The organism is Rubripirellula lacrimiformis (genome assembly GCF_007741535.1).
Taxonomy (GTDB): domain Bacteria; phylum Planctomycetota; class Planctomycetia; order Pirellulales; family Pirellulaceae; genus Rubripirellula; species Rubripirellula lacrimiformis.
Genome location: NZ_CP036525.1, coordinates 2,574,689 through 2,587,364, shown reverse-complemented (window position 1 = coordinate 2,587,364; position 12,676 = coordinate 2,574,689). Strand labels below are relative to the sequence as shown.

General features: G+C 57.4%; 7 protein-coding genes. 4 read left to right on the top strand and 3 right to left on the bottom strand.

Annotated features, from left to right (window positions below; genetic code table 11):
- Window positions 1-115: 115 nt before the first annotated feature.
- Together K227x_RS09120 and K227x_RS09115 are read right to left on the bottom strand one after the other, a co-directional pair.
- Window positions 116-2,143 (bottom strand): ATP-dependent helicase, encoded by a 2,028-nt coding sequence (locus K227x_RS09120; RefSeq protein ID WP_145169227.1) that lies wholly within the window; start codon window positions 2,141-2,143, stop codon window positions 116-118.
- 86 nt (window positions 2,144-2,229) lie between these two features.
- A complete protein-coding gene (locus K227x_RS09115) occupies window positions 2,230-2,895 on the bottom strand; it encodes a hypothetical protein (RefSeq protein ID WP_145169226.1) in 666 nt (221 codons plus the stop codon).
- Window positions 2,896-3,295: 400 nt separating this feature from the next.
- On the opposite strand from K227x_RS09115, the gene K227x_RS09105 reads away from it, so the two are divergent.
- From K227x_RS09105 to mog, 4 genes are all read left to right on the top strand, one after another.
- Entirely contained in the window at window positions 3,296-4,492 is a 1,197-nt protein-coding gene (locus K227x_RS09105; RefSeq protein ID WP_246146687.1) for a Gfo/Idh/MocA family protein, read from the top strand.
- An 8-nt stretch (window positions 4,493-4,500) separates the two neighbouring features.
- Window positions 4,501-5,526: a VanZ family protein gene (locus K227x_RS09100; RefSeq protein WP_145169224.1), complete on the top strand. Its 1,026-nt coding sequence runs from the start codon at window positions 4,501-4,503 to the stop codon at window positions 5,524-5,526.
- A 167-nt stretch (window positions 5,527-5,693) separates the two neighbouring features.
- On the top strand, window positions 5,694-9,617 hold the full coding sequence (locus K227x_RS09095; protein WP_145169223.1) for a PAS domain-containing hybrid sensor histidine kinase/response regulator: 3,924 nt from the start codon (window positions 5,694-5,696) through the stop codon (window positions 9,615-9,617).
- Window positions 9,614-10,153 (top strand): molybdopterin adenylyltransferase, encoded by a 540-nt coding sequence (gene mog, locus K227x_RS09090; RefSeq protein WP_145169222.1) that lies wholly within the window; start codon window positions 9,614-9,616, stop codon window positions 10,151-10,153. Before K227x_RS09095 ends, mog begins: the two co-directional genes overlap by 4 nt.
- A 90-nt stretch (window positions 10,154-10,243) precedes the next feature.
- On the opposite strand, the gene K227x_RS09085 is transcribed toward mog, so the two are convergent.
- Window positions 10,244-12,532 (bottom strand): serine/threonine-protein kinase, encoded by a 2,289-nt coding sequence (locus K227x_RS09085; protein WP_145169221.1) that lies wholly within the window; start codon window positions 12,530-12,532, stop codon window positions 10,244-10,246.
- Between the last annotated feature and the right edge of the window lie 144 nt (window positions 12,533-12,676).

Genomic DNA, 12,676 nt, shown 5'->3' with positions numbered 1-12,676 from the left:
TGGGGGGAGCCTGGCTTATTTCATTTATGGCCCTCCAAAAGCTATCCTGGTTACCTAATTCACTCGAAAAATTTCCTTAACGGCGTTGGGTGAGGGGGCCTCCACTGCTTGCCGGCTACTTACCTAGCGTCCGCCCGGGCTTTTTCTTGCGGTACTTGTTGGGGTTTTCGGCCTTCCCGACGATCTCGTATAGAAACCGGCTGGGGGTCGTGGGGCGAGGCTTTCCCCATTTCCGCCTGGTGAGTGCCAACGACATCGTCAGGTCTTCTTGGGCGCGGGTGATCCCGACGTAACACAACCGTCTTTCCTCGGCGATGTCTTCATCGTTTCCGCTTTTCACGCTACGACTGTGGGGCAGCAAACCGTCTTCCATGCCCACCATGAACACCACCGGAAACTCCAACCCTTTGGCGGCGTGCAGCGTCAACAACCAAACCGCATTCTGCTTGGCCAGCTTGTCTTTCTCGTTGCCCATCTCCTTGCCCGACAACGCGATCTCGCCCAAGAACCCCGTCAAGTCTTTTTCGCCTTCGCCATCTTCGTAGGCGCCGACCGCGTTGGTCAGTTCGCCAATGGATGCCATCCGCGATTCGCGTTCCTCTGGCTTGTCGTAGATTCGTGTCAGTTCGTCTGCGTATGCCGTTCGCTTCAGCAGCGTGTCCATTGCGGCCGAAAGTGATTCGCTTTGAGCACGGCTTCGGACGTCATCGGAAATCGAAGTCAAACTTTCGATCCCGCGCTGTGCGGCAGCCGGCAAGTCCTCGATCGAGGCCGGATCTTTCATGATGTCCCATACCGGGACCCCACGATCGACAGCTCGCGCGATCAGAGTCTGGACCGTCTTGTTCCCCAGCCCTCGCGGCGGAGTATTGATCACTCGCAACAGTGCCACCTCGTCGTTGGGCTGTTCGATCCACTTCAAATAAGAAATCAGATCGCGGACTTCTTTGCGGTCGAAGAACGATTGCGCCCCCAGCATCACGTACGGCACATTCTCCTTACGCAATTCCGTTTCGAACAGCCGCGGTTGTTCGTTGGTACGGAACAGGATCGCGATGTCGCGCGGCTGGACGTGTTCGTTATCGATCAGGTGACGGATCTTGGCGACCACCGACTTGGCTTCGGTGGTTTCATCTTTGTGCTGGTCGATCTTAGGCCGTTTGCCAGCCGGCCGACTGGGGATCAACGTTTTGTCGTGGCGAGTGGTGTTGAATTCGATCAACCGGTTGGCCAGGATCAGAATTTCCGCCGTGCTTCGATAGTTGTTCTCCAAGCACACGACCTTGGCATCAGGCCAGTCGTTCGAAAAATTCAAAATGTGCGTCACGTCGGCGCCACGCCATGCATAGATCGACTGGTCATCGTCGCCCACGACACATAGATTCCGGTGCTTCAGCGACAGGTGCTTTGTGATCCGATATTGGCTGCCGTTGGTGTCTTGGTATTCGTCGACCAGCACATGATCAAACTTCGACGCTTCTTCATCGCGGATCGCCGGATGCTCGTCGAACAGAGTTTCGGTGTTCAACAACAGGTCATCAAAATCCATCGCGCCACAGGCCCGCAGCCCATTTTGATAACGACGATATCCCGATGCTGCGAAGTGTTCCTTGTCCGTCGATGCCACCATCGAAGCCTGATCGGGCTTGATCGATTGGTTCTTCCAGCCACCGATGATGTTCAGCATGTCGCCGGGGCTCAGCGCGGTCCCGGGCAATCGCAGTTCGCGCAGGATACCGCGAGCGAGTGTTTCCTGGTCGCCACGATCGTAAATCGTGAACTTGGCGGGATACCCCAATGCTTTGGCGTGTCGTCGCAGGATCCGCACACAGTGTGCGTGAAAGGTGCTGACGGTCGGCTTGGGAGCGGCCGGTTCGCCCTTGCGGCGACGTTTCTTTCCCGTTCCGATCAGCTCGCCGACCCGTTCCTGCATTTCGCCGGCGGCTTTGTTGGTAAACGTGACCGCCAAAATCCGGTCCGGCGCGGTGCCGTGCCGGATCAAATTGGCGATTCGAAACGTCACCACGCGAGTCTTTCCGGTCCCCGCACCGGCCAACACCAGCATCGGCCCCGACAGCGTCTTTACAGCCGCAGCCTGTGCCTCGTTCAATCCTTGGGTCAGCGGGTTCGGTCCGTTGTTCATCGTCAAAGCAGCAGGGGGGGGCGGGTAGCGTGGGATGGAAGAGACCGATCAGAAAAGGTGCGGCCATCTTGGCTACCCGATCGAGTCTAACGTAACGTGTCGCGATCGATCACCGGGTTAGCCGAACCGGTCGAGATCAATGTGATCAGACCCTGTTGAGTACGCCCAGCGGTCATCGCCTGGCGATTGAAGGGAACGTAATAGGACGCGTAATTTCCCGTCGAAGTGTCCATCACGTAGACCACGGTCGTGGCAACGGGATTGTTGCTGGCACGCGGAAAGTCGGCTCGTCCGGTCAACAACAAAAAGCTGCCGCCCTTGCCGCCGGTCCCCAACGCCTCGCCCACGTTGACGGTGAACAGACCCATGAATCGACCCAGTCGTGGGTAAATCACCGAACATTGCAGCAGTCCGGAATTGTGATCCAGAACGAACAATCCGTCGGCTTCTTCGCTGATCGTCCCCGTCGCACAAGAAAACTTCTCGCTGGTCACCGCCGCATTGGCATGCAACAGCGGCAAATCCATCGACGACAGCTTGGTTTCAGCCGTATGCGACCGCCCCGCAAAATAGGCTGCCGTCCCGATGGCGACCACCATCAACAGTCCCGCCAGCGGAAAACCGAATCGCGTCCAGCCTTGGCAACAGACGTTTGGATGATCGGGTCCCTGGCCACGGAGAGTCGATTCGACCACCGGCAAGGAAGCATTTTCGACCGTGTTTTCAGTTTCAAAATCGGAAGGAAACGACATCTCTGGAAGCTCCGGGACGGTACAAAATTGGGAAGAGAGTGCAGCGGGCCAAGCCCAGACGGTCGTCATGTTACGATGGTTCGACCAACAAGTCGGTGATGAACCGCCGATGATCGATTACCGGCGGCCGATCATCAACCCCGATCGGTCCGCGAACTGCAAACTGCAAACTGCAAACTGCAAACTGCAAACTGCAAACTGCAAACTGCAAACTGCGAACTGCAAACTGCGAACTGCGAACTGCGATCAACGTCTGGCATGTCCCCATGCAAAGCGGTTTCAAGAGGCCGCCGAGCACCGGGAAGGGAATTGTACGCTTTGGCGTTGAACTTTACGATTGCGTTTTCACGGACGAACGCATCCTGGCCTTTACTTTTGAATTGAAACCAAGAAAGACACTATGGGAATCAACGCACCACTGAATCGCAAACTCCGCATGGCGATGGTCGGCGGGGGCACCGGATCGTTCATCGGACGCGTTCACTCGATCGCCGCTTGTTTGGACAATCGCGCCGTCGTGACCGCTGGCGCGTTGTCCAGCAATCCTGAACGGTCCAGGGCATCGGCAGCCGACTATGACATTGACGATTCTCGGGCTTACGGAAGCTACGAGGCCATGTTGGACGCCGAATCCAAGCTGCCAGCCGACGAGCGGATCGATTTCGTCAGCATCGCCACGCCCAACCACATGCACTTCGAAGTCGCCCGTGCGGCCGTCGAAGCCGGGTTCAACGTCGTTTGCGACAAACCGATGACCTTCGATCTGGCCCAGGCCGAATCGTTGCTGGAAACGGTCAAGAATAGCGACGTCGTGTTCGCGGTCACGCACAACTACACCGGCTATCCGTTGGTACGCCAGGCTCGCGAAATGATCCTGGGCGGACAACTTGGCGAGATCAACGCGATCCGAACTCAGTACATCCAAGGCTGGCTGCGGACTTCATTGGAAGCCGAAGACCAGAAACAAGCCGCTTGGCGGACCGACCCGTCCAAGAGTGGTGCGGCCGGCGCGTTCGGCGATATCGCAACACACGCCTACAACCTCGGCCGGTTCATGACCGGCGAACTGCCCGAAACCGTTAGCTGCCACCTGAAGACGTTCGTCGAAGGCCGCAAACTGGACGACTACGGCACCGCGGTGATCCGATACGAAAACGGTGCACTAGGAACCGTGACCGCATCGCAAATCAGTCATGGACGCGAAAACGATGTCGAGATCGAAATCGATGGCACCAAGGGTTCGCTGAAATGGCGTCAAGAGAATCCCAACGAGTTGATTTTCCGTCAAAACGGTAAGGCGCATCAAATCTACACGCGTGATTCCGGTGCTCCCTACACGACTCCGCTAGCGGCCGCGTCTTGTCGTCTGCCAGCCGGCCACCCGGAAGCATTCTTCGAAGCATTCGCCAACGTCTATGTGGCGGCATTCGACGACATGGCCAAACGCGGCGCAGGCGAATCGTTCGAACGGATCAACACGGTCTATCCGAACGTGTACGACGGTGTCGAAGGCATGTATTTCATCCAGCAGTGTGTCGCCAGCAGCAGCCAAGACGCTGCCTGGTTGCCGCTGAAGCATGCGGCGGCACGCAAGTAATCGATCCCTTGCCCAAAAATCCGCACGACGTCACCGATGATGTCGATTCGAGCGGCACGATCAATCGAACAAAAATCGTCGCCTACGCGGCGATCGCAGTCGCATTGATCACCGGCGGATTGTTGATGCCGATGCCGTACAGCGGGCGGATCCCGGCTGCGATCGGCAACATGGCACATGGCCCTTTGTTCGCATTGATGACGATCGCGTTGTTGATGTTGTGGAACCATTGGGCCGGATCGCGGCGGAACGCTCCCGCGGCGATGCATTCGTCGGTGCGCCGCCTAGTGGCGGTCGCACTGTTTCTTTTTCTATTCGGCGTCGCGATCGAATTGGTCCAAGCCAAGTTTGGCCGGACGCCATCGATCCACGACGCGATATCCAATGGGATGGGAATCCTAGCCGGGCTGTGCGTCACCGTTGCCAACGCGCGTCGCAAACACGCCCGTGGCCGCAGCACTGCTAGATGCTTGTGGGCAACCGCCGGTGTCTTGATCGCATGTGTGTGGTGGCAACCTGTATCGACATTGCAAGACGTCTGGGCGATGCGAACCAATTTCCCCCTGCTGGGATCGTTCGAAACCCAGGCTGAACTGGAACGTTGGTACTTCAACCGCTGCGAAGGTCAATTGAGTTCTCGCGACGCGACCCATCTGCGACGCAGCTTGGAAGTTCACTTCCCGGTTTCGGAACATCCGACCGCCACCATGGTCGAATTGATTTCCGACTGGACGGCCGCGGAAGGGCTGGAGTGCGACGTCACGCTGGACGCCGACCATCCCGAACCGACAGCCGAAATTTGGATCCAAGTGATCGATGCGGGGAAAGCGGACGACTATCACGACGTCCTCCGCAAACCGTTCATCATCCATCGCGGCGAAACGGCTCATCTGGTCGTCACCCACGATGAACTGACACAGATCAACGCCGGTCGTGCACTGGATTTGAAAAACATTCAGTTCGTTGACCTACAGTTGCGAAATCCACCGTGCCCGACCGTGGTCCGTGTCGATTTTCTGCGACTGCGGATGTAAACGGGCAATCCGGTTATCCGTTTTGCCGACGCGTCGCGACCGAGAAACTTCGCTGCAATCCCACGGGCACGCCGCAGAGTGTTTATGATTGAAAGGTGACGAAGTTTTCCGACTTCACGCCCCTGGGGCGAACTCTTTTCTCGATTCACTTGTCGGACTGAATTTCAATGGACGGATCATCGACTCGATCCCAAGCGGACGCACCGCCGTTCCCGACCGCTCTTGAAAGTCGAGCTACCGAGTTCCGATGGACCGCATCGATTGACGGTGACCTGCTGTGGATCGATCCGCTTGCCCAACACATCTTCGGTTGCCAGTGTGATGAAATCTTGGGGCAACGTGATCGCCGGCTAGCGAAAGTGCATCCCGATGATCGATCGATGGTGGCCAGCGAAATGGCGGCTTTGCGAGCCACCGCACAATCCGCGTCCGCCGAATCGCAGGCTTCCTCGGCATCGGAATCCGATGCTTCGCCGTCGACGGCAGGTGCCTCGCCAACCAAACTGGTTTCGTACGAATACCGGGTGGTCAAACCCGACGACACGATCTGTTGGGTTCACGAAACCGTAGTCGTTGCCGAGTCGAAATCCAGCAGCGATGACCAGCCTGCATTTTTCGGCCTAACACGGGCGATCAACGATCGCCGAAATTTGGAATCGGCGATCAAAGATTCCGAGGCGGTGTATTTTTCGTTGGTCGAAAGCCTTCCGCTTAGCGTGCTGCGGAAAGATTCGCGCGGGCGTATTCAATACGCCAATGCCCGCGCGTGCGAACAGAGCGGACATGCGGTCGACGAACTGATCGGCAAATGCGACTTCGATCTGTTTCCCGCCGATCTGGCCAAGAAGTACATGGCGGATGATCGCGAGGTGATCCGAACGGGAAAACTGTATCACGATGTCGAACGGCATCAGAGCGGCGATGGAAAACATGTCCACGTCGAAGTCTGGAAGGCGCCCGTTTACAGCGCCAAGGGAGACGTCGTCGGAATCCAGATCATGTTCTGGGACGTGACCAGCCAAAAGAACGCCGAACACCAAGTCGAATTCGAACGGTTCCTGCTATCAACTTTGTTGGCGACCGTGCCCGATTCGATCTATTTCAAGGATGCCGACAGCCGATTCATTCGGCTAAGCCACAGCTGTGCTCGAAAATTCGGACTCGACGATCCACGACTTGCCATGGGCAAATCGGACGCAGATTTCTTTGCCCGTGAACACGCGTCGAAAGCGCTTGCGGACGAGAAAAAGATCATGGAAACGGGCGAGGCAATGCTGTCGCAAATTGAGTACGAGAACTTTGCGGATGGATCGGAAAGTTGGTGCAGCACGACCAAAGTGCCGCTGAAGGATACCAACGGACGCGTCATCGGTACGTTTGGAATTTCACGCGATGTGACCGAGCAAAAACGGGCCGAACAAGAACTGGGACGCGAACGCGATCTTCTGAAAACCATCATCAACAATGTCCCGGACCTGATCTACGTCAAGGACCGGGCGGGCCGGTTCGTGACCGCCAACGCTTCGCTACTGAACCTATTGAAACTGGATTCGCCCGATGACTTGCTGGGCCGCACCGATTACGATTTTTCGCCACCGGAACTGGCCTGCGACTACGTCGCCGATGACCAGAACGTGATGCGTGACCGACGCCCCTTGCTGGACCGCGAAGAATCCCATCGCACCGACGACGGGACCGAACTGTGCCTGTTGACCACCAAAGTGCCACTGTTCAATCCGGAGGGCGATGTGATTGGTGTCGTCGGAATCGGGCACGACATCACGCAGCGCAAAATGGCGGACGAAGAAATCCTGTCTGCCAAAGAAATCGCTGACAAAGCCAATCGAGCGAAGAGCGATTTCCTGGCCAACATGAGTCACGAAATTCGCACGCCGATGAACGCGATCATCGGCATGACGGACCTGGTGCTGGACACGGCACTGGATCCCAGCCAGCGAAGTTTTCTGTCGATGGTTCAAGAATCCGCCGACTCGCTGCTGTCGGTGATCAACGACATCCTGGACTTTTCAAAGATCGAAGCTGGCAAACTGGACTTGGAACCGCGTGTCTTCGAGGTCCGCGAAAACCTTGGCGACACGATGAAAACGCTCGGCTTGAAGGCTCATTCCAAAGACGTCGAATTGGCGTTCCGGGTGGATCCTGCGGTGCCACGCTTCGCGATCGGAGACATCGGACGACTGCGTCAGGTCCTGATCAACCTGGTCGGCAACTCGATCAAGTTCACCGAAAAGGGCGAAGTGGTCGTGGACGTTCGACCGTATCAGTCGACCGAGATGCCGAACGGAATCGAAGTCATCGTTCGTGACACAGGCATCGGAATTCCACCCGAAAAGTTTGCAACGATCTTTCATGAATTCGAGCAGGCCGATACATCCACCACGCGAAAATTTGGCGGCACCGGACTGGGGCTCGCGATTTCGTCTCGGCTGGTCAAACTGCTGGGCGGCCAGATCAAAGTCGAAAGCGAAGTCGGTGTCGGAAGTTGCTTTTCGTTCCAAATGGAACTGGAACCGGCGCCCGATGATGTCGAAGAAACCAGCCGGCGTGGCATCGTCGTCGTCGGTGGAACCAAGGCCCTGGTTGTCGACGACAATGAAACGAACCGACTGATCCTAAGCGAGATGCTAGGCAATTGGGGGATCGTGGCGTCACTGTCGGATTCTGGCGCCGATGCCATCGAACGAATGAAGGCCGCGGCCAGCGCCGGTGATCCCTATGCCCTGGTGATCAGCGATGTGAACATGCCCAACATGAGCGGGTATGACTTTATCGAGAACGTCCGCAATGATCCGGATATCCCATTCGCCCAAATCATCATCCTGACCAGCGGAGACCGTGAAGGAGAGCGCCAACGATCCGAAGTCTTCCGTGTTTGTGAACGGTTGATGAAACCCGTCAAGCAATCGGAACTGTTCGATGCGATCGTTCGATCATTGGGCGTCAATGCATCCGAAGACGCGCTGACCCACGACACCGACGAAACTCGGCCACCATTGGATCGACTGCGAATTCTGTTGACCGAAGACAATGAAATCAATCAACGTCTAGCTGTCGGACTGCTGACCAAGGACGGACATGAAGTGACGGTTGCCAACAACGGTGCGGAAGCGATCGAACACCTAGCCCAACAGGAATTTGACGTCGTGTTGATGGATGTGCAGATGCCCGTCATGGATGGGCTGGAAGCAACCCAGCGGATCCGAGACAAGGAATCCATCGACGGCGGCCACACCACCATCATCGCGATGACCGCGCACGCGATGAAAGGCGACCGAGAGAAATGCCTGGACGCCGGTATGGATGAATACATCCCCAAGCCGATTCGGATCGCTTCCCTGCGAGAAAAACTAAGTGCGTTGGGCGGCCCCCGAACGAGCGATCCCGTCACCGGTGTGGACCATAAAAGTGCCACCGGAACGCTTGCGCCACAGCGGTCCGCAGCGAGTCCGCAGGAACCGCCCGGTACGAAACACTTCAAGCCTACCCAGTCCGAATCATTGCCGGTCGATCTGCAGATCCGGGAATCAGCGATCCAGCAGCTTACGATTTCAGACCCCACACCATTGGAACCTAATATTTCTACGCCACCCGCAGAGCCAAACCCGCCAACACAGCAACCGGGCCCCACCGCCAACGGTTCCGCCGCTTCGAAACCGAGTGGGACGCCGACCGATTCGGCAAAGGCCGACCCGCAGTCCGATCCTGCACCGTCGGATGATGGGGCCATCGATTGGCCGCAGGCCCATGCCACGGTCGGTGGTGACCCGGATCTGCTGGCCGAATTGATGGGTGTCTATTTGGCCGAGGTCGAAAGCTTGACGCGAGCGTTCGATCGTGCGGTCAGAAACGACGACCGCGAAACGCTGCGACGAACGGCACACACGTTGAAAGGCGCTTCGATGTCCGTAGGCGCCTTGCGAACCAGCCGCGTGACCGAGAAATTGGAACACGGCGCCGAAAAGATGACTGCGGACGAAATCCAAGATCATCTGAAGCACGTCACAAGCGAAGTCGCCCAAGCCGTCGGCGCCATCAAACAACATCTACAAAATCGAGAAGCGTCCAAGTGAACAACGCCAAGATCGGCATTTTGACGGTATCCGACCGAGCCAGCCGAGGCGAATACGAAGACCGTGGCGGTCCCGCCATCGCTGCCTACCTAGAAGAAGTCTTGACCTCCCCGTGGACTCCGGTGCAATCCGTCGTACCGGACGATCAAGAAACGATCGCCGACGCGATCGCGAAGATGGCCGACATCGAAGGCTGCTGTCTGATCGTCACCACGGGCGGCACCGGCCCGGCAGCCCGCGACGTTACGCCCGAGGCCACTGAAGCGGTTTGCGAAAAGATGATGCCCGGCTTTGGCGAACTGATGCGAAAAGTTTCGCTCGAAAAAGTCGCCACCGCGATCCTGTCCCGTCAAACCGCCGGCATCCGTGGCGGCAGCCTGATCGTCAACCTGCCCGGACAACCCAAAGCGATCGCAGAATGCCTGGATGCGGTCTTTGCCGCGATCCCCTATTGCATCGACCTGTTGAACGGGCCGCGACTGGAAACCAACGAAGGCCGAATCGTTGCCTTCCGCCCGCAAAAGAAATCCAAGTAGCCCTGGTCCGATTCAGATTCGCAACTGCCATCGACACGCAGCATCACATCCCGCTGGCTATGGAAACCGGACAGTGAGACGCTAGGTTGCCTATGGAAGAGGAACTTCCACCAATAGCTGCGGTGCGTCCTGGCTCGATTTTTCGCGACTGACAAAACGCATTCCCATCGATCCGTGCTCGCCCGCCAACCCAAACGTCACCAAGTCCCCCTCTTCGGCAAGAAACTTCGCCAGCCGTGGATCCGAGATGCGAATCTGATTCTTGTCGCGATCAACGTCCGCCGGCATCTCGTCGACCGTGACTTCGGCCAGCAACGGATACTGATGAATCTGTTTGACCGCTTTGTCCCACGACGGTGTCGACTCCCATTCCAACTTGGATTCGTCCCACTTACCGACTTCGCTGATTCCATAGACTCGGATCGTGGCATCGACCGGTCGCTTGCTTCCCACGACGGTCAAGATCAGCCCCGCTTTGTCGATTTTCGCGCGCGTGTCTTTCAACTGCGACAAGTCGAATCGCAGATAGGAATGGGTCACCTCGATTCCATTGCGCGTCCGAAGCCCGATGGTGGTCCGTTCTCCCAATTTGTCACTGCCGGAGTTCTGCACCATTGCATCCGCACCGCGTCCATCCGCAGTTGAAATCGCGACCCATTTGGTCGGCACAGCGGGAGATACGGGCGGTTCAGCCGAATCGAGTGGATCGGGAACGGACGGATCAGTCCGGCGGGTTGCATCGGCAGGTGATGCGTCAGTAGGTGACGCATCAATACCGGGCGATCTCGGTTGGCCAGATTCCGAGGGGCTCGATTCCGCACCGGATTCCATTTCGCTATCAGACCCTGCCGAGTTCGAATTTTCCGCTGGGTCTGGTCCAGCCTTGGGATCATTCTTGCGATTCTTGCGTCCGCCCTGACCGTTTTGTTTGGGCGTCTGCGGCTTGCCAGATCCACCGGCATCGTTGTCACGTGGCGGTTTGGTCTGGGTTTGCTGTTGAACCGGTTGCGGTGACGAAGTCTGCTGGTTGGGTTGGCCCTGATTTTCCCCAGCGTTGCCCTTTGGTGGGTTACCGCCGCTTGGCGAATTCACATTGCCGGTAACATTGGCTGGTTCGTTCCCCAAGTCGACCACATAGGCTTCGGTAGAACGGCCCGCGCTAGAGAAATAGAACGTCAGCACCGGCAGCGCCACAAACACCACCGCAACGATGGCAGCGATCGGCAAATAGATATGCCAAGCCGGGCCGTCTGCGACTGGCTTGGTGGGCCGCGTCGCCGCTGACATCGGCGGCGTCATCACCGCAGACGGCAGACCGACGACAGGCGCCGCCGGCAAATTAGCCAACGGATCATGAACGACTTCGATTTCATCGCTGCTACCCGAATCGAAACCGATGGATTCAAATCCAACCGCGTCGAATCCGCCCGACGCAGACTTCTTGGTGACAACCTCGGACAAACCTTCCTTCAAACGATTGATCGCCAGCGCCGTCTCGGTGCTTTTCTGGCACTCGACTTCGACTCGCGCTAGTTCCACTTGCAACTGTTCAGCCGAACGTGGTCGGGACCGAGGTTCTTTGCGCAACAACTTGTGAATCAAATCACACAGCGGCTGCGGAATCTGTGGATTCAGTTCCTGGATCGGCAACGGACGATGAGCCAGGATTGAAACCAATTGGCCCGGCACCGACTTGGCTTGGATCGGCAACTTGCCGGTGCACATTTCGTACAGCACCACGCCAAGGCTATACAGATCGCTGCGGTCGTCCATGGGATCCGAACGAGCTTGTTCGGGCGCCAAGTACCCCGGCGTACCAATCACCGCGCCGCGTCCGGCCAACTGGTCGACCGGCGACGATGCCAAGGCCAAACCAAAATCCAAAATCTTGATCCGGTCGGTACCTTCTTGGATCCAAATGTTTGCTGGCTTGATGTCGCGGTGAACGATTCCTTTGGCATGGGCAGCTGCCAGACCACGCGCCGTCTGCATCGCGAACTCGATCACCGTTTCGAAATCGATCTGACCGTGGGTCTTGTTGTATTTTTCTAACGTCTGGCCGGCCAACATCTCCATCGCCATGAATGGAGTGCCCTTGCTTTCGCCGACTTCGAAGATGGTGGCCACATTGTCATGGTGCACCGCGGCCATCGCTCGTGCTTCGCTGAGGAACCGTTTGCGACTGTTGGGAACCGCCGCGATCTTTTGGTTCATCACCTTCAACGCGACCGAGCGTTTCAGCTTGATGTCCTCGGCACGAAAGACGAACCCCATCCCGCCACGTCCCAATTCGGAAATCACGCGGTAGTGGCCGAGGACTCCTAGGTCACCTGCCTGAGTCGGCGGTTCAAGGAAATCGTAGAGCGAAGTGTCGGTCATTTGCGGGCGCTGGCAACGGGAAAGATAAGCCGCGTGGTCACGCCCTAGTGTAACCGTAACCGAACACGATTCCGACTACGGGATTCGACTGCGCCATCCAAAACAGGGTGGATTAGGCATGGCCCGCCGGCAGCGAGCCATCGA

What these genes read in the sequence shown, in the direction of transcription:
- K227x_RS09120 (WP_145169227.1), bottom strand. Translation starts at nt 2,143, where the DNA reads ATGAACAACGGACCGAACCCGCTGACCCAAGGATTGAACGAGGCACAG.
- K227x_RS09115 (WP_145169226.1), bottom strand. Translation starts at nt 2,895, where the DNA reads ATGTCGTTTCCTTCCGATTTTGAAACTGAAAACACGGTCGAAAATGCT.
- K227x_RS09105 (WP_246146687.1), top strand. Translation starts at nt 3,296, where the DNA reads ATGGGAATCAACGCACCACTGAATCGCAAACTCCGCATGGCGATGGTC.
- K227x_RS09095 (WP_145169223.1), top strand. Translation starts at nt 5,694, where the DNA reads ATGGACGGATCATCGACTCGATCCCAAGCGGACGCACCGCCGTTCCCG.
- K227x_RS09085 (WP_145169221.1), bottom strand. Translation starts at nt 12,532, where the DNA reads ATGACCGACACTTCGCTCTACGATTTCCTTGAACCGCCGACTCAGGCA.